Here is a 25,322-nt window from a genome sequence, read left to right on the forward strand (position 1 = left end):
AACCCAGCTATAAAATGGCTATATTTTACTGCTGTATAACCAGTACCGTTTCGTATAGATAAGGATTTGTACAGATGAGATATTTTTTTAAGTTCCTACGAATTACCGGTATCATTGGAGTAATACTTATGCTGACCGCCTGTGCTGACTTCCATGACGTCGATCACAGATGGTGTCCACCAAAAAGCTCAGAGGTAGAATCAGTACAAGAAATAGTCAATTTGAAAGTAGATACATTATTTAGCTTTGATGGAGCCAAGTTTGAAAATATTCAACCTTCTGGTCATGAACAACTCAATAGTTTGGTTGCACAATTGATTAATAGTTATACCAAAATTGATAATATTGTAGTTGAAGGTTATACGGATCGACTAGGCTCAGAGGCTTATAATCAAAGTTTATCTCAAAAGCGTGCTGAAACCGTAAAATATTATTTGCAATCTAAAGGTATCAATACATCTATAACGGCCGTTGGTCGCGGAGAAAGCAAATTAGCTATAAACTGCCAAAATTATAATAATATGGCTCAGTTAATTGATTGTCTACAACCAGATCGTAGAGTTGTAGTACGTATTTCAGGTGCAAAACGCTGACTAATATAAAGTCTAACAGAATTAATTCTGTTAGACCTTTATTATTAGTCTAATTTAAAGTTTATTAATATTAGTTATCTATATAATTATACAAGAGGGTATGATTTTAGTAGATAATTATTGATATAACATTTAGTATAAGATCTAAGAGTAAGTAACCATGATTAAATATAAATAAAAATTTCTTATAAAGAAATTTATTACATATCTTAAATAATTTAATTGTATTAAAGATAGTTATTCTATTCATAATGGTTTATAATGAAAATGAAGATAAATAAAAAATTATATCCAATAAGATATATTGAGAATTCAGGGCTGACACTGCAGGAGTGTGTCGGAATATTAATTCGTAAGATACGGATAGAAAAAGGATTGAGTGGTGAGGAATTAGCTTTTTATGTAGGACTAAGTCAACAGCAGATTTCACGTTACGAGCGGGCTGAAAGTGAAATGACACTGGGACAGTTACAGATGTTTTCAGAAGCGTTGGGAATGAGTATATGGAAATTTATGGATATATTACGGTTATTGTTAGATCCTGAAGTCTATGAAAATAAAAAAAGCAAACAACATTTATCATCATCATGAAGTAGTGTTTTTTTAATTACCAATAAATCCAGCATGTAATTAAATTACAGTGAATTTATATTCGCACAGGATGTTTAATTAAGCTAAATACATACTGTAAATATAATTGACATATAGGGATTGATGATGAGGTTAAACAGGGAGATAACCTATGTTATAGATTAATTTAATAGTGAGATGAAATGAAATATAAATCAACAATTTTTCTGATTGCTAAAATCATTACTATCATTTTTCTGATGGTTATGTCATTTGTTTTTGGTATTTCTTTTATCAAAACAGCTGATGTTGACCCCATAGAGCAAACGAAAATTAATATTTCAACTTTTCTTGAATGTCGGGGTATTGCAGAGTTTAAAAATATCACTTATTATTTAGAATAAAAAATGCAAAACGGAGCGTTTCATGGCTGCATTTGGAGGGCATCTTGTTATCCATAACTTAAAATAGCTTAGATTCCTGTTAACTGAAAAGTTTCATTTTTTTCTTCCACTCAAGTTGCGGAAGACCCGTAAAACTGATGCAACTCAAAGGGTAAAAACTGCTCTGGGGGTTAATCTGCTCCTCTGAATACAGGGGAGCTTATAATCATGTTTGAGATACATATGGAAATTAAAATCCTGAACAAGCCGGGAATGAGCAACTGGAAACCGAGGATTTCCTGCAATATGGTAAAGCGCTACCTGCGTGCCCAGTGTGAACCGGTAAAATATACGTCACATCCGGCAGCGGTCTCACTTCTCGACGAGTACAGGGGTTACATATACCAGCTTATTGTGGATGCGCATCCTTATAAAACCCCTGGGATTTCAACCTCGTATTTTTCATTTTTTTAGTATCTACTCGGCTTAATTATTTACTTTCTATATATTCTTATAAGGTATCATTAACATTAGAAAAGCTGTCAAATATTATTCAGAGGGGTCTATGGATTATTTTTTAGCGCGGTCAGATGATGGTATCAAATCCGTTTTACACAAAAAAATATGCAAAAAATTACAACAGGTCAAAGGTATTGAATATATCGGATATTATCTAGGCGAATATAGAGCTATTCGGCATGCAAAAATTATTGCGAAAGATACTGTTATCTTATGCCCTGTATGCTTGAGCGGGATTGGTAATCCCATCGGAAAATGGAAGTGTTCATAAATAGAATTTTCTCATAATCTGAATCTTAACCGAGATGTAAGTATCCCAATTAAGCGTCTGATTCACTTTCAGAGATCTCGAACCATGCAGCTTAGATACCTTACCTATTTTATGTGTATAAAAAAATAAACCACACTTTAATAGACATCTTCATGCCTAGGCATGAAGATGTCTATTAGTCATTAATTAAAATTTACATTAAAAACATTATCCAAGCTTCCCTCCAACTCATCCATGTAATTTGCATACCACTGCATCATTTTCATTTATCCATTCAAATACTGAGCATGGTTACCCGGTAATCCCCCCGAAAAACCGGTGTGTTCATAAGTAGAATTTTCTCGTAATCTGAACCGGGGAGAATTCTATGAAGAAAGCACGTTTTACCGACAGTCAGATCATGTCTATCCTGAAACAAGCAGAGGCCGGAACACCGGTAGCTGAACTGTGCCGCGAGTACGGCATGAGCAATGCCAGTTTCTATAAATGGCGTTCACGCTATGGCGGAATGGATGCTTCTATGATGGCCCGCCTCAAAGAGCTGGAAGATGAAAACCGCCGCCTTAAAAAGATGTATGCCGAAGAACGCCTCAAAGCCGAGATCATTCAGGAGGCAATGGCAAAAAAGTGGTAAAGCCATCATGCCGGAAGCAGATGGCGCAGGATGTAGTCAGAAGCCGAAACGTCAGTATACGTTTTGCCTGCCAGCTGTTTGCTGTCAGCGAAAGTTGCTATCGTTATCAGCCTAAACTGAATGAAGAAAATCAGGTCATTGCCGACTGGTTGCTCCGCATTACTGACAGTCAACGCAACTGGGGATTTGGCCTGTGTTTCTTGTACCTGCGCAATGTTAAAGGTCTGCGGTTCAACCACAAAAGGGTGTACCGGATTTACTGCGAGTTGTCGCTGAACATGCGCATCAGGCCCAAAAAACGACTGAAGCGGGATAAACCGGAACCACTGAGAGTACCTGAAAGCAGCAATGAATGCTGGTCAATGGATTTTATGCACGATCAGCTATCAGATGGTCGCTCTGTCCGTTTACTGAATGTTATCGATGATTTTAATCGTGAGGCACTGGCCATAGAGGTAGATTTTTCTCTGCCAGCAAGTCGGGTAGTCAGAACACTGGAGCAACTCATTGAATGGAAGGGAAAACCCGCAGCCATTCGGTGTGATAACGGACCGGAATATACAGGTAACATACTGATATCATGGGCGGCTCAGCAGAATATAATGCTTCGATTTATACAACCAGGTAAACCTCAGCAGAATGCTTATATTGAACGATATAACCGGACAGTGCGTTATGACTGGCTGGGGCAACACCTGTTTACATCACTGGATGAATTACAAAACTATGCGACCGGATGGCAATGGTTTTATAATCACGAACGACCCAATATGGCGTTGAATGGCTACACACCGATGCAGCATATTCAGCGTATGGCCTGATTCTACTTATTACCTCCGTTAAAAATGGGGGGATTACCACCCCATCGAAGTATATTTTTATTGATATACTCAATCGATGTCTCAATCTGGTCTGACTTAGATCTTTTTTCATGGAGTATCATGCTCATTGTATGATATAAATCTATATACACAAGATGAATTAATTCTGCCTGTTGATATCCATAGGGTTATTAACTTTTGCATAATCAAAAGGTGAAATAATTTGTTCTCTGTTAGCATCCAGAAAATCAGCCCACCATTGCAGCATCAGCCTGCGTTCTTCAAGAAACTCCGCTTTGTGAATATAAGCTGCACGTACGCCATTACGTTCCTGGTGACTCATCTGGCGTTCTACAGCATCTCTTGACCATAATCCTGATTCTATCAATGAACTGCATGCCATAGCTCTGAAGCCGTGACCACAAACATCAATTTTCGTATCGTATCCCATAAGTCGTAATGCATTATTTACTGTATTTTCACTCATCGGTTTCCAGGGGTTGTGATCACCTGTGAAGATCAATTCATGTTCACCGCTGATAGTGTGGATCACTCGCAGAATATCCAGCGCCTGAGTAGAGAGTGGCACCAGATGCTCTGTACGCATTTTTGAGCCACGATGAGAGAATTTTACACCTTTAATTGGTTTCCGTTCCGAAGGGATAGTCCACATGGCTTTTTCAAAATCTATCTCGGGCCAGCGGGCAAAGCGAAATTCACTGGAGCGGATAAATATCAGCAAAGAAAGCTGTGTAGCCAGTCTGGTCATGATTTGTCCCCGGTAAGTATCAAGACGTTCCAGTAACTCAGATATCCGACTCAGTGGCAATGCAGGTCTGTGCTGCCGTTTAACTGTGGCCAGCGCCCCCGCCATATCGGTAGCGGGATTATAATCAATGATCCCGGACTGGGCGGCATATCGCATGATAGCGGAGATTCGCTGTTGAAGACGGGCTGCTACTTCATAAATCTCTTTTGCTTCAGCAGCTTTAACCGGAATAAGTAAATCAGGTGTTTTCAGTGATGTAATATCCCGTGAACCAATGTAAGGGAAAACATGTGTTTGAAGGCTTTTCCATGTTTTTTCCCTGTGGGATTCTGACCAGGTTTTGTTGCTTTTATGCCAAAGTCCGGCAATGGCTTCAAAGCTTTGTGAAGCGTCTGGTAAAGCTTTCTTTATCCGTTTCTGTTCACAAGGGTCGATACCCTCAGCAATCTGCTTACGTGCGCTGTCTCTTTTATCACGTGCGTCAGAAAGGGATAATTCAGGATAAATTCCCAGAGCTAATGTTTTTTCTTTTCCCTGAAAGCGGTAACGGAGTCGCCAGTAACGTGAGCCGTTGGGATGAACAAGTAAAAACATGTTGCCGGAATCAGCAAGTTTATAGGGTTTTTCTTGCGGTTTTGCAGCCCGAATCTTAGCGTCAGTAAGTGCCATAAAAGGGGTCTCCGGAATACGAGAGGGTACAAATTCCTGTCGAATCAGGGTATACCCTCATTTGTACCCGCGCAAGCGACTTGATGCGGGTAGAATTTAGTTGAGTTGGGTTGAATGAAGAACTATGGAGAAGTTGATATCTGGCGGGCTTTACAAACGAAAACGGACCTCCGTAGAGGTCCGTTGACATGAATTTGGTGCCCGGACTCGGAATCGAACCAAGGACACGGGGATTTTCAATCCCCTGCTCTACCGACTGAGCTATCCGGGCAACGGGGCGCATTAAACCGTATTCCGTGGTTTGCGTCAATGCCTTTCTGTCAAAAAACCATAAAAAAAGTGTGAGTGTGCTCTTTTTATGCAGAATGCGGGCGCAATTTATGCATGTGGTGAATAAATCAGCTGAGCGCGCCGTTTTTACGGCAGCGGGCGATAGTCAGCACATCTTCTGCCAGCCGCCGGGCGGTGGCGATATCATCGGTGCTGCGGGATATCAGCAGTTTGCTCAGGCATCCTTCCAGAATCAGTTCCAGCTGACGGGCCACCATATCACAGTCATCAATATCCAACTCTCTGAGCAGCTCTGTAGTGAATGCAAAGGCACTTTGTTTCTGCTGGCGGGATAACTGATGGATCGGATGATCCGCATCAGGAAATGCGCTGCTGGCCGCAATAAACAGGCATCCCGGAAAACGGTTTTCGCGGACACGTTCCGCCAGTGCCGTGTAACGGGCAAGCAGTTTATCTTCACAGGACAGAGACTCATCCAGCAGAACGCGGCGCTGCCAGATATCAATCTGATTACCGTGGTAACGCAGGCAGTCGTAAAGCAGGTCATTACGGGTCGGCCAGAAAATCCGCAGGCGTTCGGGATCAATGTCCAGGTTATCGTTGAGGGTGGCTTCAGACATCAGAAGGCCGTGGTTTTCCAGCAGACTCAGTGCCTGATTGAGGACGTCTTCACGTTGCACAGCAGGTTCTCCCTGATAAAGGCATATAATCCAGAATAACGTGAGTGCTGATGAAAGGCGAGAGACGCAGGAAAATAAAATCCGCCCCGGGGGGGCGGATTGTCAGAGCAGGGAATTACAGAACGACACTGCCGATCAGGAAGCCGAAGCAGACCGACAGGGCAACACCAATGGTGCCCGGGATAAAGAACGGGTGGTTGAAGACCAGTTTGCCGATGCGGGTGGTGCCGGTGTCATCCATCTGAACCGCCGCGACCAGTGTCGGGTAGGTCGGCAGGATAAACAGGCCGGAAACCGCAGAGAAAGAGGCAATGGCAGTCAGTGGTGTGACACCCAGCGCCAGCGCCATCGGCATCAGCGCTTTGGCGGTGGCGGCCTGTGAATAGAGCAGGGCAGAACAGAAGAAGAAAATAACCGCCAGCAGCCACGGATGCTGAGTGATTAAATCACCGGCGGTCAGTTTGATCCAGTCCAGGTTAGCCTGAACGAATGTATCACCCAGCCACGCAACACCCAGGATACAGATACAGGCACTCATCCCGGCTTTAAAGGTACTGGAGTTCAGGATAGTATCGGTTTCCACCTTACAAATCAGGGTGATAAGTGTCGCAACACTGAGCATGATAATCAGAATGGCGTTGGTGGTTGTCATAATCGGCTCAGACAGCAGCCCGACACTCTTACTGTTGACAACCGCAAAGACCACAACAGACAGAACACCGAGCAGGAACAGGAGAACAGACAGTTTGGCAGCCGGTTTGATGGCGGCTTTTTCACTGCGGTTCAGTTCCACCACACCTTCGGCAAGGCGTTTCTTAAAGACCGGGTCATCAGCAAGTTTGTCATCAAACAGCCAGGAGACAATAAAGGACATCAGGATGATCGCGACAAAGGTGGATGGCAGCAGGATCATCAGCAGATGCAGGTAACTGACGCCCATCGGCTCCATGACCGATGACATATACACCACCGCCGCTGAAATCGGTGATGCAGTGATCCCGATCTGCGCCGCCACAACAGCGGTGGAAAGCGGACGGGAAGGTTTAATCCCCTGCTCTTTGGCAACTTCGGTGATCACCGGCAGGGTAGCCAGTGAAATATTACCGGTTCCGGCAAACAGTGTCAGAAAATAGGTAACGATCGGGGCGAGGATGGTGATATAGCGCGGATTACGGCGCAGCAGTTTTTCAGTCTGCTGAACCAGATAATCCAGCCCGCCCGCGACCTGCATGGCAGAGATTGCAGCGATAACAGCCATTATAATGGAGATAACGTCGAACGGAATACTGCCCGGTTTCACGCCGATGGCGGCAAGGGCAAGAACCCCCAGCCCGCCGGCAAAACCGATACCTATCCCTCCGAGGCGCGCCCCGAGATAAATGGCCAGCAGTACGATAATAAATTCGATGGCTAGCATAAGTGCTCCTGTAAAATCCCGTAGAAAAATGTTAAATTTTTGTAGTAGGGTAATAAAAAAGCACGTTACCTTGCGATGACGTGCTTTTGTGTTCTATGTATTTCTTATTATTATATTAGTCATCAAAGCGTTTTGCTTTATAGGCCGGATTTTTTAAGTTCTCAATCGAGAAAATATCATCCAGCTCAGCTTCAGTCAGCAGACCGCGCTCCAGAACCACTTCGCGCACACTCTTGCCGGTTTCCGCACAAATTTTACCGACGATATCCCCGTTATGGTGACCGATGAACGGGTTCAGGTAAGTAACGATACCGATAGAGTTGAACACATACGCTTCACAAATTTCTTTGTTGGCGGTAATACCGGAAACGCATTTTTCGCCCAGGTTACGGCAGGCGTTGCTCAGCAGAGAGATAGATTCAAACATGGCCTGACCGATAGCCGGTTCCATCACGTTCAGTTGTAGCTGACCCGCTTCAGCCGCCATGGTAACACATACATCGTTACCGATAACTTTGAAACACGCCTGGTTTACCACTTCCGGAATCACCGGGTTCACTTTTGCCGGCATAATAGAAGAACCCGCCTGCATTTCCGGCAGATTGATCTCTTTGAGACCCGCACGCGGACCGGAAGAGAGCAGACGCAGGTCATTACAGATTTTGGAGAGCTTCATAGCCAGGCGTTTCAGCGCACTGTGCAGCATCACGTAAGCACCGCAGTCAGACGTTGCTTCGATCAGGTCTTCTGCCGGTACACACGGCAGGCCGGTCACTTCCGCCAGTTTTTCCACCGCCAGTTTCTGATAGCCCGGTGCGGTGTTCAGCCCGGTACCAATCGCGGTGGCACCAAGGTTAACTTCCAGCACCAGCTGAGCGGTGTGATGCAGATTTCTGATTTCTTCTTTCATCAGGATGGCAAAGGCGTGGAATTCCTGGCCTAATGTCATCGGAACCGCATCCTGTAACTGGGTACGGCCCATTTTCAGGATATCTTTGAATTCATCGGATTTGGCATCAAAGGTACCTTTCAGATACTCAACAGATTTAATCAGCAGGGTAATTGAATTGTAGACGGCGATACGGAAGCCGGTCGGGTAAGCATCGTTGGTGGACTGGGCTTTGTTCAGGTGATCATTCGGGTTGAGGAACTCATATTCCCCTTTTTTGTGGCCCATCAGTTCCAGGCCGATATTTGCCAGTACTTCGTTTGTGTTCATATTCAGTGAAGTGCCGGCACCACCCTGGAAAACATCCACAGGGAACTGATCCATACATTTACCGTGGATCAGGACTTCATCGCAGGCTTTGATAATGGTATCCGCAATCGCACGCGGAATGGTGTGCAGTTCTTTATTCGCCATGGCAGCGGCTTTTTTCACCATCACCATGCCACGGATAAATTCCGGGACATCATTGATTGTACGGTCGCTGATATAGAAATTTTCGATAGCCCGCAGTGTATGGACACCATAATACACATCGTCCGGTACTTCGCGTTTACCCAGCAGGTCTTCTTCGATACGAAAATTATTTGACATGAGAACCTTCTTTGATTGAATGGTTGTCTTCACTAATAGTGAAGGCCGCAATTATATTATTTTGTCCGATATTAATAGTGAGTATCACTTAGTTTATTGCATTCTCAGTGATGATATTCTGTATTTGCGTTGAATCCTTTTAGCCAGATCACTTATTAACTGAAATGTTTGCACTATTATCACTCTTATGTGCGATAAATCACAAATATCATGTGCGATTCCGGCACAAGCTGCGCTTGAAAACGTCTGAAATGACCCCATCATTATGAACATCTATGACTAAAAATCGAATTTACAGCGCGTCTCTTAGAAGTAGTTCACAAAGGCTGACAAAGGGGCGGTTTTTTACATCACAGTGCACCACATAAGGAAGACGTTATGCGTTGGTTACCCCTTATCCTCATTTGTCTGCTGATCTATATTGAGGCGGTTATTTTTGTTCACGTGGCATCCGCCATCGGTGTGTTTATGACACTGGTGCTGGTGGTGCTGACATCCTGTCTCGGTGTATCTCTGGTGCGCAATCAGGGAATGCGTAATCTGAGCCTGATTCAGCAGAAAATTCAGGCGGGTGAGAGCCCTGCGGCAGAGATGATCAAAAGCGTCTCTCTGGTGCTGGCCGGGATCCTGCTGGTCCTGCCGGGCTTTTTCACCGATTTCTTAGGGCTGTTGCTGCTGCTGCCGCCGGTACAGAAACTGCTGGTGTCCCGTGTGCTGCCGTTTATCCGTGTGTATCAGCCGCGGACGAACCCGTTCGCCGGTAACGCGGCAAACCAGGGGAATGTCTATGAAGGGGAGTTTGAGCGCCGGGGTGACACACCATCTCAGCGGCTCAACCAGTCACCGGCATCGCACAATGATGATAATCCGCAGGATAAACCCTGATATCTGAACAGTTTGGACAGAGACCGTGAAATTTCGTATTTTTTTCGTCTCTGCCCCCTTGAACTTGTCCGGAACTGACCCCATCTGCTCAAACATGGCAATGGTATTAGTATCCGGCCTGAACCTTTAATCCACGTTATTTGATACGGATTTTTTTACAGGAGATCTATCAATGAAAATTCGTCCTTTGCACGACCGTGTTATTGTTAAGCGTAAAGAAGTTGAAGCGAAATCAGCGGGCGGGATCGTCCTGACCGGTACAGCGGCAGGTAAATCGACCCGTGGTGAAGTGCTGGCAGTAGGTAACGGTCGCATCCTGGAAAACGGCGAAATGAAACCACTCGACGTTAAAGTCGGTGATATCGTGATTTTCAATGATGGTTACGGCGTAAAAGCTGAAAAAATTGATAATGAAGAAGTGCTGATTATGTCTGAAAGCGACATCCTGGCGATTGTCGAAGCATAATTACACCGTACTGGTTGTACTCAGATCTTCTTAAACCATAAAAGCATTCGAAGGAATAGAAATAATGGCAGCTAAAGACGTAAAATTCGGTAACGACGCCCGTGTTAAAATGCTCCGTGGTGTCAATGTTCTGGCAGACGCAGTAAAAGTTACTTTAGGTCCGAAAGGCCGTAACGTTGTGTTAGACAAATCATTCGGCGCACCGGTTATCACGAAAGATGGTGTGTCTGTTGCGCGTGAAATCGAGCTGGACGACAAGTTCGAAAACATGGGTGCACAAATGGTGAAAGAAGTTGCCTCCAAAGCGAACGATGCTGCGGGCGACGGTACCACCACTGCAACCGTACTGGCTCAGTCTATCATCACTGAAGGCCTGAAAGCCGTTGCTGCGGGCATGAACCCGATGGATCTGAAACGCGGTATCGATAAAGCCGTTGTTGCAGCCGTTGAAGAACTGAAAAAACTGTCTGCACCATGTTCTGATACCACTGCAATCGCGCAGGTAGGTACTATCTCTGCAAACTCCGATGAAACCGTCGGTAAACTGATTGCAGAAGCAATGGATAAAGTCGGCAAAGAAGGCGTTATCACTGTTGAAGAAGGCACCGGCCTGGAAGACGAACTGGATGTTGTTGAAGGTATGCAGTTCGACCGCGGTTACCTCTCCCCGTATTTCATCAACAAACCGGAAACCGGTTCTGTTGAATTAGAAAACCCGTACATCCTGCTGGTCGACAAAAAAATCTCCAACATCCGTGAACTGCTGCCGGTTCTGGAAGGCGTTGCAAAAGCAAGCAAACCGCTGATGATCATCGCAGAAGATGTTGAAGGTGAAGCACTGGCAACACTGGTGGTTAACACCATGCGCGGTATCGTTAAAGTGGCTGCGGTGAAAGCACCGGGCTTCGGAGACCGTCGTAAAGCGATGCTGCAGGATATCGCAACCCTGACCAACGGTACTGTTATCTCTGAAGAGATCGGTATGGAGCTGGAAAAAGCGACTCTGGAAGACCTGGGTCAGGCAAAACGTATCGTTATCAACAAAGATACCACTACTATCATTGATGGTGTGGGTGATGAAGAGACTATCGCAGCACGCGTTGGTCAGATCCGTCAGCAGATCGAAGATTCAACCTCAGATTATGACCGTGAAAAACTGCAGGAGCGCGTAGCGAAACTGGCAGGCGGTGTTGCTGTCATCAAAGTCGGTGCGGCAACTGAAGTTGAAATGAAAGAAAAACGCGCCCGTGTTGACGATGCTCTGCACGCAACCCGCGCAGCCGTTGAAGAAGGTGTGGTTGCCGGCGGCGGTACTGCATTAGTCCGCGTTGCGGCTGCACTGACTGCACTGACCGGTGATAACGAAGATCAGAACGTGGGTATCCGTGTTGCGTTGCGCGCAATGGAAGCACCTATGCGTCAGATCGTTGAAAACGCAGGTGAAGAACCATCTGTTGTTGTTAACACCGTGAAAGGCGGCAAAGGTAACTACGGTTACAACGCAGCAACCGAAGAATACGGCGATATGATCGCAATGGGTATCCTGGATCCGACTAAAGTAACCCGTTCTGCTCTGCAGTTCGCCGGTTCTATCGCGGGTCTGATGATCACCACTGAAGCGATGATCACTGAACTGCCTAAAGACGACAAAATGGATTTAGGTGCAGCCGGTGGTATGGGCGGCATGGGCGGTATGGGCGGCATGATGTAATCATGTAGTCTGACTGCAATTGTTTGCTGAAAAAGCCCGTAGCCTGATTGGTTACGGGCTTTTTTTGTGTGTCCGGTTTGTCTTTCATAATATCCCACTGTTTATCATCATTATGAGGTACTATTGAAAGATATCGCTGCTGAAATGGGGGAGTGCGGATATGCTGGATTTTCTGAAGAATTACGACAACTTAACCGTCAGTGAGAAGAAAGTATTAAAATATCTTACCGAAAATATTGCCGATATCCCCTGGTTAAATATTAATGAATTAGTCGCCAAAACGTTTGTGTCCAAAACGGTGATTATCAATTTATCGCAGAAATTAGGTTTCAGCGGATTTAAAGAACTTAAATTTCAGATTAACAATCATATCCTCTCACAAAATAAAGCAGAGAAAAAAGCACCGGCATCCTATAAAAAACAGCTCGAGAATAATATCCATAAGACCTTCACACTGATTAATGAAGATCAGATCCGCGATTGTGCAAAAACATTGCGCGGTTCTCGGAATATCTTTCTGGTGGCACGGGGAACCAGCAAGGCGGTCGGCTATTATCTGGAGCATTTATTATTTTCGCTGGGGCTGCACTGCTTTTTTATTAATGATTATAACCTTTCTGACTCCTTTACCCGCCTTGTCAGCAAAGATGACACCGTGATTTTTATCTCTCTCTCCGGCGGAACCAAAAAGATCATTGAAACCGCAAAAATCGTTCAGCTGAAAGATGCCCATATCATCAGTATGACCGCCTTCCACACTAATGAACTGACCACATACGCAAATAACACACTCTTTTGCTTCTCTGACAGTTATGACACCAAACGGGATGACTCAAAGTCCAGAACAGGATTTTTTATCCTGGTGGATTTATTAATTAATGAGCTGGAAAGTTTGCTGTAAATAAATGCGCTCATTATTTAGCTTAAGTTGAATTGAATGCTTTTTGTTCAATAATTCCTGCTGTTTTTAAAATAATTTTTGTTCAGAAAATCATTAACAGAACATCTTAAAAATTATTATCATCCTGATTTTTAAATCATTATCGCCTTAAAATGACCCGGGTCATAATGTAAGACCTGAGATAATATTTAAAACCGAACCATCATTTCATTTAAAAAACGCAGTGCTAGTATTCCGGGTAATGTCAATATTCTTCGTCGCAAGGAAACACTATGGCTAAAAGAAAATTCGGGGAGTCGATCCAGCGCTTTGGCCGGACACTGCTCCTGCCCATCGGGGTTCTGGCTCCGATAGGTATGATTCTGGGTATCAGTGGTGCATTAGTGCAGACTTACATGATCGCCCGGTTCCCTTTCCTCGGAAATGAAACGGTTAACGCACTGCTTGTCAGCATCCGTTCTATTGCCGGTGTTATTTTTGACAACATTCCGCTGCTCTTTGCCATGGGGGTTGCCTACGGGATGAGCCGGCGTGATAAGGGGATCGCGGTCTTTGCCTCCGTGGTGGGCTATTTGTCACTGATTATCACCATGAATATCTGGCTGGTACTCACCGGCAAACTGGCTGATCCGGCTGTTATGGGGCAGGTGGGGCAAATTAAGGTGTTAGGTATCCAAACCTTAAATATCAGTGCCGCCGGGGGGATCATCACCGGTTTAATTGCCGCGTGGGCAACGGATAAGTTCTATAACCTGGAGTTGCCGACCGCCTTTGCTTTCTTCTCCGGTAAAAAGTCCGTTTCCATCATCATGGTGGGTCTGATGATCGCCGTCGGTGCGACACTGCCGTTTATCTGGGAAGTGCTGGTACAGGGGCTGATGAAGCTTTCTGCTGTCTTCCTGAGTCCCGTTGGCCCGTTCTTTACGGCAGGCGGTGAGCGTCTGTTTATTCCGTTCGGTCTGCACCACGTCTGGAACGTACTGTTCAGATTTACCGAAGCGGGCGGTACTTATGTGATTGACGGACAAACCTTTGTCGGTGTCGTTCCTGCCTTAACCGAAGTATTGTTCAAACAGGGACCGGGAACGGAATACTGGGCGATGATGCCAAGCCTGACGCGCTTTATGGCACAACAGCAAATGCTGGTCACGCTGTTCCTGTTCCCGGCCATCGCGTTAGCTATCTATAAAACCTCGAAGGCAGAGAACCGTGCGGAAGTGAAATCGATGCTGGTGACGATGGTACTGACCGCTATGCTCGGTAACGTTACGGAACCGCTTGAATTTACCTTCGTGTTTATCGCACCGCTGCTGTATTTAATTTATGCCATCATCGTCGGGATTGGTGCAGTATTGCTGTCATTTGCAGGCGTGGCAATTGGTTATATCCGCGGAACGATCTTCGATTTCACGATTTTCGGTCTGCTGTACGAGCGCACTAACTGGATATTCCTGGTGCTCATTGGTACCGGACTGGCGGTGGTGACGTTCTTTATCTTCCGCTGGGCAATTCTGCGGTTTGATATTAAAACCCCTGGCCGTGAAGAATCCAGCAACCTGAAAAACACGTTAATTAAAGAAAAACGTTATGGCGAAATCGCGGAAATTCTTATCGAAGCGCTGGGCGGAAAACAAAATATCCGCAACGTCGATAACTGTATCACCCGTATGCGTATTGATATTGCAGAAGTGAATAAGATTGATAAAGAGTTAATGTCGGAATCAGGATGTACTGCATTCTTCTTTCCATCGGCAAACCACGTCCATGTTGTTTACGGGCCGAAGGTTGAATTTGTCCGCAACGCTGTTGATGAAGCAATGAAGAAATAAAAGGATATATGATGAGAGCTTTATATGATTCTAAAAGTAAAACCATCGATGACCGCGGCATAAAAGCGCTGCTGTCAGATGAAGCCAAATACACAACCTGGCTGATGTTTGAATCAGTGTTAGCTCAGGCGCAGGCAGAACTGGGGTTTATTCCCCGGTCTGCTGCCGATGAAATTAAAGAAAAAGCGGTTATTGAGAATATCGATTTCGAAGAGATGAGCCGTATTTATCAGAAAATCGGTCATGGCTTCGTGCCGTTCTTAAAAGTATTAGTGAACGCCTGTTCTGAAGAGAGTGGTAAATATATCCATTACGGTATTACCACCCAGAATATTCAGCAGAGTTCGCAGCTGTATATGATGAAGACAGTCCATAATAAATTTATGTTGCTGTTAAGCGAGATCCTCGAAAATTTATCGCGTCTCGCAGAAAAAACCAAACACATGGTAATGCCGGGCAGGACACACGGCCGTCATGCCATTCCTATCACTTACGGCTATAAAGTGGCGGTGTGGATCAGCGATTTTATCGATTGCAGCCAGCGCATGAAAGAGTGTGAAAAGCGTGTATTCACTATCATGATGGGCGGTGCGGTCGGGGCATTTAACACCATGCCGGGTATCGGTCTGGAAGTCCAGAAGCGGGTTGCTGAACTGACCGGCATGCATGCGATGGAAGTGCCGTCCCGCAACCTGAGTACGCATAAACTGGAGTATATGGCGAACCTGGCGCTGATGGCGAATATTTGCCACAAAATCGGTGAGGAAGTTTACAGCACCACGCTGGAAGAGATCGCAGAAGTCTCCGAGGGCTTTACCAGGGGTACCGTGGGCAGCAGCACCATGCCGCACAAGATTAACCCGAAACTTGCCAAAGGGATTATCGCAAACTCTCAGAAGCTGTATTCACTGCCGGGTGTCGGTATGTATTCCGCTGTCAGACCGTATGAGGGCGACAGCAGCTCTTATATGTTATTCGACGGACTGATCGAAGAAGCACTCGAACTGACCACTGAAGTGCTGCTGAGAACAGAAGAGCTCACCAGAACCATCGTGCCTCATGAAGAGAGAATGCTGCACAACGTCATGAGAAACAAAGGGCTGGATAACACTGAATACGTCATGATGAAAATGGCGGAAAAGCTGGGTAAAGATAAAGCTCACTCATTACTGTATGAGGAAGCGATCAAAACCGCTGCGGATGGTGAGGATTTCTACACAAACCTGACGAAAAACGACACCATTACCGCCGCTTTCAGCAATGAAGAAATCAAAGCAATGTTAGATCCGCGTGCGTATATTGGTCTGTCCGTCGAAATCGCCGAAAAAGAAGCGAAACGGGGTGTAGTCACCGCCAGTGAAATCAAAAAATATTATAAATAATTAAACCGTACTGACGAAATGAACGGCTCGGCGTTCTGCTACCTCCGGTGACCGGTATTGCTTAATACCGGGAAAACAGACCGGCATTCTGATAAAACTCAGAATGCCGGTTTTTTTAATCCACATGTAAATGGATATTGGATTTAATAATTTATTATGTAAGTATGTAAGGAATAGGAACAACTCTGCGTTTATTGTGATAGCTCAAAGCCATTAGTAGAATAAACGGGTTATTTAGGTTTGATGATTAGATAAAATGATAGAAAATAAATAAAAATATAATTGTAATTACTTATATCTTCAATGGGGCTGTTAATTTCGTTGGTTAGCTAGCGTGTCCCTATATAAAAATTTATGATATTTATTCTTTTATGTTAACTCCAAAAAATAGTGATGATGAATTTTTCTATAAAATGGAAAGGCATACTTTCTTAATATACTATTAATTACTGTGTGTTTCCAGATTACAGTTACCTTAATATGTCAGATTTGAATGTAAAACTAAATACTTTGATTCTAATGGAATTGGCTAAACGAGCATCTCAAGGTGTTACTTTAACTCAAGGGTTTATCAATTTTATACGAGGTGCTCCTATTCAATTAGGATTAAAGCCAATGCAATCTGAAGAATATTAATATAGAGGGAAAGAGCTAACTGGCTCTCTATATTAATATTCTTCGTACAGAGGGCCCTGAGTAATTATCAAATCGCGACCATTGACCGTTGAAGGTCAGACGTGCAGTTTCTATAGGCCCGTTACGCTGTTTGCTCTGGGGGATTTCTGCCGCCCCCTTTATGCTAACATTTTTCGTAATAGGCCTCATTTACAGGTATTTTCCTCACGAGCTTGACTGGTCAGGAGTTGTTGTACTTCGACGAGGTCAAGAAATTATCCTACAAAATCAATCAAAAAGTCATTATTTTTAATAATGCGACCTCTAAGGATCTTTATTAAAATAACTATTGGAATCAATACCTGAGTTGCAGGTCCGGTAAAATGGACAGTTCTAAAACTATCTGTTACGTCATAAATATCAATGAAGACGTTCACATCGATAGAATCATTATTATTTTCATTCAGATAAGTATCAATGGCATTAATTATTTTTTCGCACTTATTCTTATTAATTCCGTTTGTTAATACTTCCTTTTTGAAATTGTTCATCATTACATCAAGTATCATGCTTTCTATTTCAAAGTATCTGCTCTCCTTTATGTTCTTTATTCCAATCTCATAGGAAATGTCTCGCAATATTTCATCGTATTTGACACCATTCCCTCTGATTATGTTAACGATGGAATCCCCTCCCATCAACTGTATTTCATTTGTTAAAGCCTGGGTGTCAACTTCGCTATCCGAAAATGATTTATTTCTTTTGTTTAATAGTTTTGATATTACCTCTCTTTCATTTTTTGATGAATAATATATTACATTATAGAGAGCTTCATCTTTCAAAGAAAATTCAATTGGTGTATCATTGCTAATGACCATGATCTCTTTTCTTGATTCGTTATTAAAGTCTAAATGCTTAATTATTCCATGCAAATTATCCCAATAATCCAGGTGGCCTAGTGAGTGAAAGGGTCTGTTTATTATCCTGTCATTTAGTTCTTCTTCTACAACAATAGGATGAGAGCCTATGCATTTTTCAAGGTCGGGTTTTATTTTTAAAACGAGATCGGTATCTGAGTGAATGTTGTATATATTTCCAGATGTCACTGTTAATAATTTCTTACATTCTATATTGTTTAAATTTCTTGCGCCCGCCATGAATACTAAGTTGTTTATATTTAAATCTTTAAATTCATCACCCATTGCTAGAATGGAATCAATAACTAGCCTAACACCAAGAGAATGAGAGTATATATTTATGGTCGCGTATTTTGTGCCATTTTTCTTTAAAAAACGACTCAATAAAACGTAAAATTTATATTTTAAGTTATTTATACTTTGTTCAATTGCTTTAAATCCACCAATTTGAGATGCTATGGCATTCACGACAAAAAGGTAGGGATTTGGTTTTAGGGCGGCTCCTAAAAGGTCTACGTTACAAAAATTATCGAGCATGGAACCACTCGGCCAAAAAGCAAAGACATTAGAATCACGTGAATTTGCTTTAGTTATATAATTTTTTAGCTTATCTCTATCACTTTCTGTTGACGCAGCAGAGTAGCCATGAATGAATATATTCAAGGTATCCCCTTGCCCATTGCCACAACGCTCAAAAAAAATATCCTCTTTCACGATAACTCCTTAATTAATTTGAAAATAGTGAAAACATTATAATGGCAAATCAATCTTGAAATACTATTAAATCATAGATTTTCAGATGGTAAATATGCAGAGTAAGAAATGTGAGCAATCTGAGATAGAAAATTGAAATAAACCGGGTTACTCTGGCTTCAGGGCAAATACTCTTCGAAGCGAGGTTTGCTGTAGTTATCAAATCGAGACCGCTGACCGTTAAAGGTCAGACGAACTGATCCGATAGGCCCGTTATGCGGCTTGTCATAAACATCATGCCGTCAAAATATTCCATCGTGTGCCGGAATTCAGCCACCACGGTGTCATGCACCATATCAATTTCCTGAGCGTCATTTGCATTACGCGCCCGCGCTGTAAGGGTAGTGATAATCATCTTAGCCACGTTTATATACGCTGTAGAGTATAAAACAGGGATATACGGTATAGCGTATATTACCGGGCTGACACAGGAAAAAATAAACCGGCACTCTGAGGAAATTCAGGACGCCGGTTTTTTTATGCATAATTTGCGGCTGATTGCGATCCGCAGGTGGTTTTCAGCGATTAGTTTTTGAAGTCGCTGCCACAAAGTGGTTAAATTAGCTGTATAAATTTTTTTCCAACCGTGAATGAGGAAAACTATGCGGATTAAAATGTTACCCGGTGCTCTGGCACTGTTATTACTGGCAGGCTGTACGACCACGAACGAACTGAGCTCCGCCGGATCACAGGTCCGCTTTTCCGAAGAGCAGCCACCGGCAGAATGTCAGAAATTAGGTGAAGTTACCGGTGTACAGAGCAACTGGATGACCGGCGTCGGTAACGAAAGCAGCTCCATGCGCGGTGCGGCAAATGACCTGCGTAACAAAGCCGCTGCAATGGGCGGTAATGTGATTTATGGTCTCGGCAGCCCGGCAGAGTCAGCCATTGTGTCCAGCCTGATTCCGGTGGATAGCAAGCTGACTGGTCAGGTCTTTAAGTGCCCGTAATTTCGCGTCATCCTTCCGTCCATAGCGGCGTTGGCTGCGCTCAGCGGCCCGGGTCACATACTGATGTATGCTCCCCGTGCCTCTTCGCTTGCCGCCTGGCTCTGGACGAAATGATTTAACGAATTCGCGTCATTCTTCCGTCCATAGCGGCGTTGGCTGCGCTCAGCGGCCCGGGTCACATACTGATGTATGCTCCCCGTGCCTCTTCACTTGCCGCCTTGCTCTGAACGAAATGATTTAGCGAAATGTTTTGATGGGATAAAGAAAAACCACCGTCAGCATGAACGGTGGTTTTCTTATTCAGATGCGAAAAGCGTGGGCGGCGGGTAAAGAAAACAGAAAGCATGCGAGCCATGGATGGCGAGCCTGAGCGCACAGGGATGTGTTCACAGCGACTTTCTGTTTTTACCCGCCGCTGGCGCAGACTCCGTAATCACGGACAACACACGGAAAGCAATAAATCAGCTTGCAGATAACCACTGTATTCACAGCGATTTTTTGTTTATCAGATCTCACCTTACCTTCACCGCCGCAGTGGCAATAAATGTCGGCAGATAATTATCGATAACAAAACGCGGGTTCGGTTGCCAGTCCTCATAAAAATCTGTCAGCTGAAAACCGGCTTTCAGTTGTCCGCCGATCAAATCTGTCAGGGAATGACCAAACACAAAAGCTTCCTGCCGCGCCTGCTTCTCTGCCAACTGCTCAGGTGTTAAGGCTGTCAGTTCAGAGAACGGCATTTTATATGCCGGTTTGATAATGCCTTCTTCGCGGTATTTCGCATCACGATCGCCGACAAACACCACTGAATTAAAGAAACTGGCCAATAGTGTGCCGCCGGTTTTCAGTACGCGGTGGCATTCACGCCATACCGGATTCACATCCGGGATATACAGATTGGAAATCGGATGGAACACGCAGTCAAAAGTACCATCCGCAAATGTGCTGAGATCCCGCATATCACCCTGTACCGCCTGCAGTGTCAGCCCGTCGCGCTGAGCAACCTGACGATCGTGCTCAAGTTGCTTATCTGATAAATCAAACACCGTCACATCAGCACCGGCGGCAGCCAGTACCGGTGCCTGCTGGCCACCGGCAGAGGCCAGACAGAGAATGCGTTTGCCTTTCACATCTCCCAGCCAGGCTTTCGGCAGCGGCTGCGGGGTGAGATGCACATCCCATTCCCCCTGTCTGGCAGCCGCAATCAGTTCCGCACTGACCGGTGTTGACCACGCCTGTTGTTGTTCCGCCTGTTTATCCCACGCGGCCTGGTTTGAGGTTAAAAAATCCGTCATCATTTTGTACTCGATAATACATATTGGGCGTAATTTAACCTGTCTGAAGGTACCTGTAAAATACTATTTCTTCAGATGACCATGTTTACGTGGTAATACTCAGCTCTGACGCAGACGGAGGTCGATCGGCGTTTTACTCGGTTCACCGCCGATTTCCCGGGTCAGACGCGGCACCAGATACCCGGAAATACGCGGCAGAAGATCATGCATGATGCGGCGTGCTTCATCATCACTGATCAGAAAATGTCCCGCACCCTGTACTTTGTCCAGCACATGCAGGTAATAAGGCAGAATACCGGCGTCAAACAGTGCATTACTGAGCTGTGCCAGCACCTCTGCATTGTCATTCACATCACGCAGCAGGACACTCTGATTGAGCAGGGTGACGCGGCTTTCACGCAACTGATTCATTTTTTCCTTCAATGCATCGTCGATTTCATTCGCGTGATTGATATGTGTGACTAAAATTATCTGTAACCGTGAATCGCGGAAACGCGCGGTCAGTTCCGGCGTAATGCGTTCAGGGATCACGACGGGCAGACGGCTGTGAATGCGCAGCCGCTGAATATGGGGAATCGCTTCCAGTTGTGTCAGCAGCCAGTCCAGCTCATGGTCTTTTGCCATCAGCGGATCACCACCGGAGAAAATGATTTCATTGAGTTCAGGATGGTTAGCGATATAATCGAGCGCCTGCTGCCAGTTATGTCTGGTGCCTTTATTGTCCTCATACGGGAAGTGACGGCGGAAACAGTAGCGGCAGTTGACCGCGCACCCGCCTTTCACTAACAGCAATGCCCGGTTGTGATATTTATGCAGTAGTCCCGGAACAACACTGTGTTGTTCATCCAGCGGATCGTCAGAGAACCCCGGGGTCAGGTCAAATTCAGCCCTGTGTGTCATGGTCTGAAGTAATAACGGATCGCGCGGATTGCCTTTTTCCATTTTGGCGATAAAAGGACGGGGGACACGCAGAGCAAACAACCGGCGGGCATCAGTACCGGCACGCCAGTTTTCGTCCTGTTCCAGACCTAATATTGCCAGCAGTTCTGTTGGGTTAGTGACAGAATCAGTGAGTTGATGCAGCCAGACTTCTCGGGCGGGTTGTTTTTGGGTTACAATATCGACCATTTTTTTGGCTATGCCATTTATTTAAAATTAGAGGATTTCCATGGCTACTTATAGTACCAACGAATTTCGCCAAGGTCTTAAAATTATGTTAGACGGCGAACCTTGCGTGGTTGTTGAAAGTGAGTTTGTTAAACCGGGTAAAGGTCAGGCATTCGCCCGTGTGCGTCTGCGTAAACTGATCTCCAACAAACTGCTGGAGAAAACCTTCAAATCAACAGACTCTGCGGAAGGCGCTGATGTCATGGATCTGAACCTGACTTACCTGTACAACGACGGTGAGTTCTGGCACTTCATGAACAACGAAACGTTTGAGCAGCTGGCTGCGGATGAGAAAGCTATCGGTGATAACGCCAAATGGCTGATCGACCAGGCGGAATGTATCGTTACCCTGTGGGACGGCCGTCCTATCGCGGTTACCCCGCCAAACTTTGTTGAGCTGGAAATCACGGAAACCGATCCGGGCCTGAAAGGTGATACTGCCGGTACCGGCGGTAAACCAGCGACTCTGAGCACCGGTGCAGTGGTTAAAGTACCTCTGTTCGTGCAGATTGGTGAAGTAATCAAAGTTGATACCCGTTCAGGTGAATACGTTTCCCGCGTGAAATAAGATTACGTTATGAATTACAAAACCGCCGCTGAATCAGCGGCGGTTTTTTTATATTCAGTAATATTCATAACGGTAACGCTGGATGGTCTGTAAGACCGGCTCCGGATTGTCATCCGCAGAATAGCCGTAATAATCGGCGGTATAATTTTTTTGCAGCAGACAGTTACCGTGATGATCCCATTGTTCACAACGTGCGGTGAGTACATTCAGCAGTTCGCTGCCGCTGTAAACAGAGATCAAAGTGACTGATGGCCACGGTTGATCAGTGTAAGTAAAGCGGGTCTCTGAGGAACCGGAGCCACGGGATACGTGTGACAGGCGGCCTTGTGAATCATAGCGGTACAAGAGACTTTCTGATTTTTCCCCGTCTGTTTTCACCTCATCCATACTGTGGAGCCGGCTGTTTTCCCAATTGAAACGAGCAGTAACGGCATCCTCCTGTTCATCGTCACCGGCATTTTTATTCAGTAAGGTATAGCCGGCAATCTGTCCTTTATCATTTATCGTCCGGGTGATGTCTGTCTGTGAATTAATGTGTTTATCGTGAAATTTGTATTCTGCTGTGCCGGTCAGGTGAAGCGGATTATCCGGATCTGTTTTGTACTGTTCCTTCCGGTAAACGTCCGGGCTTATCAGAGAGTACATCTGCTGCTCATACTGCGTCACGGCACCGCACGGTGACAATGTAATGGTGGTTTCGCTGCTGCCGTAAGATTTTTGTTTGTTATTGCGTGTGGTAACAACGGATTTGACCGGCCCGTTCAGATACAGGCCGGTGATAATGTAGGTATTTTCCCGGTTCAGCAGACGCTGTGCGTCCGTACAACTGCTGTCGTCCGCCATTGCCGCGGACAGCGGCAGGCAGAGCGCCAGCAGGGTAACTGTTTTTCTCATCCTTAAATTCTCTCTCTGTATCAGCGGATGAGATTACTGTATCACCGATAGCAGAGATTATTTTTATTATTAATCCCGCCGTCGGATGATGTCACACCGGAACAGCCGAGAATGGTATCGAATAATTCATGATGGAAAAATGTCCGTGTCCGGCTGTTTTCTTTCAGGTTATCAAACAGGGACGGGTTATTTTTAATATAGTTATCTGACATCCAGACAATAAACGGCACACGGAACTGCTCCGGCGGGGCAATATGCCGTGGCGTGCCGTGCAGGCGCATGCCGTTATTTTCGCCCAGGGATTCCCCGTGGTCGGAGGTATAAAAGACAATCGCATTTTTGTCTTTTAATTTTTCTGTCAGATCATGCAGAAAATGATCGGTGTATAAGATCGAATTATCATAGGCATTGATCTCTTCCTGTATGCTGCATTTGGTGCCTTCCTCTGTGCATTCCGGCATATATTTGCGGAATTCAGGCGGATAACGCTTGGAATAAAGATGATGTGAGCCTTTGGTATGTAAAATAATCAGGTTCTGTCCCTGCTTTTTACGGGCGAGCATATCATCGACTTCATTCATCAGTAATTCATCACGGATAGCTTTGCCCGGTGCTCTGTTCTGAGCGGTGATCATTTCACGGATCAGATAATTATCCAGGTCGAGCCGGTTATAGAACCAGACTTCACTTTGCATGGAAAACAGCTCGGAATAAAAGCCGTTCTGTTTCATCACAGAGAAAACATTATTTTCGGTGACGGTCCGCTGTTCGTTATCTTTTACGCCGCCTTCACGCACAAACATGCAGCGCAGTGATAATTTGGTGGAGGTATCACAGGACTGACCTTTAAAGGCGATAACGTTTTTATCGGCAGATAATAATGGCGTTGTTTCCCGCTCATAACCGAGTAATTGCATATGATCCCAGCGGGCGGTTTCCCCGATCACGAAAACCACATAGACATCGTCATTCTGCGGTGCCGGGGTGTAAGTGAATTCATCGGCCGGGTCGAATAAATCAATTTCATTAAAGGTATCGTCATATTTGACCACCGCATACTGCACCAGCGGCACAATCCAGTTGGTCGGTAAATAGGAGTAACTCAGCTCTCCGCCATAACTCGACACATCAATACTGCCGTTCATTTCAATTTTTTTCTGATTGGCATCAGCCAGTTTTAAATAGCCGAAAATCAGTACCGGAATAATGATAAAGGTAAACAGGGCAAGTGCCCTGCGTCGTGATGCCGTTTGTATGTCAGTTTTTTTTGCCGACCAGATCAGAAATAAAGCCGGTACAGAAAGCAGTGAAAACCAGAGATAAAAATGCCCGCCGACCGCTTCCTGTGACAGTTCAACACTGTCCGTTGCCAGGGTGGAGACTAAAATACCGTAACCGATAATCACGTCATAAAACATCACGTAATAACTGACTGCAATACTGACCAGGATAATAAAACTGCCGAGAATTTTAAAACTCAGCAGTCCGGTTTGGGCAATCAGCCGGAATAAGAAGAAGCTGAACAGAACATTGACAAAAATTTCGGCAATCAGATAAAGGGAACCATAATTACCAGCCAGTAATAACTGGTTCTGAGCGCGGGAAAAATACACGGTGTAGTTGAGAAAAAAGCCCAGAAACAGGGCAAGAACAGCAGAAACAACAAATTCATTTCTTAGTGTGTTTAATAACGGACGTATAGGCATCAGGTACATCACTTCATCGCTAAAGAGAGTTAGAGAAACGATCAGTCACTTGGTTCAATATTTATTCATTAATCATTTGCGTCATAACTGATGACAGCAGACCGCATGACATTTTTGTCGTCATTA

At 44.9% G+C, this 25,322-nt stretch carries 24 protein-coding genes, 1 tRNA gene and 2 pseudogenes; 13 read left to right on the top strand and 14 right to left on the bottom strand.

Going from position 1 to position 25,322, the window contains the following annotated elements; genetic code table 11:
• Nucleotides 1-74: 74 nt before the first annotated feature.
• The 5 genes from AB7038_RS04385 to AB7038_RS04410 all read left to right on the top strand — a co-directional run bounded on the left by AB7038_RS04385 (nt 75) and on the right by AB7038_RS04410 (nt 3,791).
• Complete coding sequence (locus AB7038_RS04385; RefSeq protein ID WP_051456216.1) at nt 75-593, top strand: OmpA family protein; 519 nt, start codon at nt 75-77, stop codon at nt 591-593.
• A gap of 261 nt (nt 594-854) precedes the next feature.
• The gene (locus AB7038_RS04390) at nt 855-1,184 is read left to right on the top strand and encodes a helix-turn-helix domain-containing protein (RefSeq protein ID WP_051456215.1); all 330 of its coding nucleotides are present in this window, start codon (nt 855-857) and stop codon (nt 1,182-1,184) included.
• Nucleotides 1,185-1,366: 182 nt separating this feature from the next.
• On the top strand, nt 1,367-1,567 hold the full coding sequence (locus tag AB7038_RS04395; protein ID WP_036424023.1) for a hypothetical protein: 201 nt from the start codon (nt 1,367-1,369) through the stop codon (nt 1,565-1,567).
• Between the two features lie 544 nt (nt 1,568-2,111).
• Nucleotides 2,112-2,336, top strand: coding sequence for a hypothetical protein (locus AB7038_RS04405; protein WP_155251730.1), 225 nt, complete (start codon nt 2,112-2,114; stop codon nt 2,334-2,336).
• A gap of 367 nt (nt 2,337-2,703) precedes the next feature.
• Nucleotides 2,704-3,791, top strand: a protein-coding gene (locus AB7038_RS04410; RefSeq protein ID WP_194857069.1) for an IS3 family transposase whose coding sequence is annotated in 2 segments (ribosomal slippage) — nt 2,704-2,956 and nt 2,956-3,791 — 1,089 coding nt in all. Because the reading frame shifts where the segments join, the coding sequence is not laid out codon by codon here.
• A gap of 160 nt (nt 3,792-3,951) precedes the next feature.
• Here the strand turns inward: AB7038_RS04410 and AB7038_RS04415 are convergent.
• The 5 genes from AB7038_RS04415 to aspA form a co-directional block, all read right to left on the bottom strand.
• Nucleotides 3,952-5,229, bottom strand: coding sequence for a tyrosine-type recombinase/integrase (locus AB7038_RS04415; RefSeq protein WP_036424021.1), 1,278 nt, complete (start codon nt 5,227-5,229; stop codon nt 3,952-3,954).
• A 195-nt stretch (nt 5,230-5,424) separates the two neighbouring features.
• Nucleotides 5,425-5,500: transfer RNA gene (locus tag AB7038_RS04420), tRNA-Phe, on the bottom strand.
• Between the two features lie 127 nt (nt 5,501-5,627).
• Nucleotides 5,628-6,200 carry a division control transcriptional repressor DicD gene (dicD, locus tag AB7038_RS04425; protein ID WP_024474445.1) on the bottom strand — a complete coding sequence of 191 codons (573 nt, stop codon included), beginning with the start codon at nt 6,198-6,200 and terminating at the stop codon, nt 5,628-5,630.
• A 115-nt stretch (nt 6,201-6,315) separates the two neighbouring features.
• Nucleotides 6,316-7,617, bottom strand: a complete 1,302-nt coding sequence (locus AB7038_RS04430) for an anaerobic C4-dicarboxylate transporter (RefSeq protein ID WP_072869134.1) — start codon at nt 7,615-7,617, stop codon at nt 6,316-6,318.
• Nucleotides 7,618-7,732: 115 nt separating this feature from the next.
• Entirely contained in the window at nt 7,733-9,157 is a 1,425-nt protein-coding gene (aspA, locus tag AB7038_RS04435; protein WP_368889908.1) for an aspartate ammonia-lyase, read from the bottom strand.
• 378 nt (nt 9,158-9,535) lie between these two features.
• Between aspA and AB7038_RS04440 the strand changes: the two genes are divergently transcribed.
• The 6 genes from AB7038_RS04440 (at nt 9,536) to AB7038_RS04465 (ending at nt 16,331) form a co-directional block, all read left to right on the top strand.
• Nucleotides 9,536-10,042, top strand: coding sequence for an FxsA family protein (locus AB7038_RS04440; protein WP_025154712.1), 507 nt, complete (start codon nt 9,536-9,538; stop codon nt 10,040-10,042).
• A gap of 172 nt (nt 10,043-10,214) precedes the next feature.
• Nucleotides 10,215-10,508 (top strand): co-chaperone GroES, encoded by a 294-nt coding sequence (locus tag AB7038_RS04445; RefSeq protein ID WP_004240601.1) that lies wholly within the window; start codon nt 10,215-10,217, stop codon nt 10,506-10,508.
• A gap of 64 nt (nt 10,509-10,572) precedes the next feature.
• A complete protein-coding gene (gene groL / locus AB7038_RS04450) occupies nt 10,573-12,219 on the top strand; it encodes a chaperonin GroEL (protein ID WP_004234968.1) in 1,647 nt (548 codons plus the stop codon).
• Between the two features lie 160 nt (nt 12,220-12,379).
• Nucleotides 12,380-13,120, top strand: a complete 741-nt coding sequence (locus AB7038_RS04455; protein WP_004234972.1) for a MurR/RpiR family transcriptional regulator — start codon at nt 12,380-12,382, stop codon at nt 13,118-13,120.
• 272 nt (nt 13,121-13,392) lie between these two features.
• On the top strand, nt 13,393-14,949 hold the full coding sequence (locus AB7038_RS04460; RefSeq protein ID WP_369452832.1) for a PTS transporter subunit EIIC: 1,557 nt from the start codon (nt 13,393-13,395) through the stop codon (nt 14,947-14,949).
• A gap of 11 nt (nt 14,950-14,960) precedes the next feature.
• On the top strand, nt 14,961-16,331 hold the full coding sequence (locus tag AB7038_RS04465; protein WP_369452940.1) for a class-II fumarase/aspartase family protein: 1,371 nt from the start codon (nt 14,961-14,963) through the stop codon (nt 16,329-16,331).
• Between the two features lie 663 nt (nt 16,332-16,994).
• Here AB7038_RS04465 and AB7038_RS04470 read toward each other — a convergent pair.
• The 4 genes and pseudogenes from AB7038_RS04470 to AB7038_RS04485 form a co-directional block, all read right to left on the bottom strand.
• A pseudogene (locus tag AB7038_RS04470) lies at nt 16,995-17,141 on the bottom strand (hypothetical protein); the annotation flags it as partial.
• Nucleotides 17,142-17,221: 80 nt separating this feature from the next.
• Nucleotides 17,222-18,577, bottom strand: coding sequence for a hypothetical protein (locus tag AB7038_RS04475; protein WP_369452833.1), 1,356 nt, complete (start codon nt 18,575-18,577; stop codon nt 17,222-17,224).
• 158 nt (nt 18,578-18,735) lie between these two features.
• Nucleotides 18,736-18,849 (bottom strand): annotated as a pseudogene (locus AB7038_RS04480) (hypothetical protein); the annotation flags it as partial.
• The gene (locus AB7038_RS04485; protein ID WP_369452834.1) at nt 18,804-18,980 is read right to left on the bottom strand and encodes a hypothetical protein; all 177 of its coding nucleotides are present in this window, start codon (nt 18,978-18,980) and stop codon (nt 18,804-18,806) included. The gene AB7038_RS04485 and the pseudogene AB7038_RS04480, both read right to left, overlap by 46 nt.
• 238 nt (nt 18,981-19,218) lie before the next feature.
• Between AB7038_RS04485 and AB7038_RS04490 the strand changes: the two genes are divergently transcribed.
• A complete protein-coding gene (locus AB7038_RS04490; RefSeq protein WP_004234982.1) occupies nt 19,219-19,566 on the top strand; it encodes a DUF4156 domain-containing protein in 348 nt (115 codons plus the stop codon).
• Between the two features lie 175 nt (nt 19,567-19,741).
• On the opposite strand, the gene AB7038_RS04495 is transcribed toward AB7038_RS04490, so the two are convergent.
• The 3 genes from AB7038_RS04495 to epmB all read right to left on the bottom strand — a co-directional run bounded on the left by AB7038_RS04495 (nt 19,742) and on the right by epmB (nt 21,989).
• Nucleotides 19,742-19,921: a hypothetical protein gene (locus AB7038_RS04495; protein ID WP_150974935.1), complete on the bottom strand. Its 180-nt coding sequence runs from the start codon at nt 19,919-19,921 to the stop codon at nt 19,742-19,744.
• 157 nt (nt 19,922-20,078) lie between these two features.
• Complete coding sequence (locus AB7038_RS04500; RefSeq protein WP_369452941.1) at nt 20,079-20,861, bottom strand: class I SAM-dependent methyltransferase; 783 nt, start codon at nt 20,859-20,861, stop codon at nt 20,079-20,081.
• A gap of 99 nt (nt 20,862-20,960) precedes the next feature.
• A complete protein-coding gene (gene epmB / locus AB7038_RS04505; RefSeq protein ID WP_072869145.1) occupies nt 20,961-21,989 on the bottom strand; it encodes an EF-P beta-lysylation protein EpmB in 1,029 nt (342 codons plus the stop codon).
• Nucleotides 21,990-22,029: 40 nt separating this feature from the next.
• Here epmB and efp point away from each other — a divergent pair, with 40 nt between their 5' ends.
• Complete coding sequence (gene efp, locus AB7038_RS04510; RefSeq protein WP_004234989.1) at nt 22,030-22,596, top strand: elongation factor P; 567 nt, start codon at nt 22,030-22,032, stop codon at nt 22,594-22,596.
• 54 nt (nt 22,597-22,650) lie between these two features.
• Here efp and AB7038_RS04515 read toward each other — a convergent pair whose 3' ends face one another.
• Together AB7038_RS04515 and eptB are read right to left on the bottom strand one after the other, a co-directional pair.
• The gene (locus tag AB7038_RS04515) at nt 22,651-23,490 is read right to left on the bottom strand and encodes a hypothetical protein (protein WP_369452835.1); all 840 of its coding nucleotides are present in this window, start codon (nt 23,488-23,490) and stop codon (nt 22,651-22,653) included.
• A 41-nt stretch (nt 23,491-23,531) separates the two neighbouring features.
• Nucleotides 23,532-25,205: a kdo(2)-lipid A phosphoethanolamine 7''-transferase gene (eptB, locus tag AB7038_RS04520; protein WP_369452836.1), complete on the bottom strand. Its 1,674-nt coding sequence runs from the start codon at nt 25,203-25,205 to the stop codon at nt 23,532-23,534.
• Nucleotides 25,206-25,322: the final 117 nt, after the last annotated feature.

Origin of the sequence: Morganella morganii, from assembly GCF_041099235.1 — a bacterium.
Classification (GTDB): Bacteria; Pseudomonadota; Gammaproteobacteria; order Enterobacterales; family Enterobacteriaceae; genus Morganella; species Morganella morganii_E.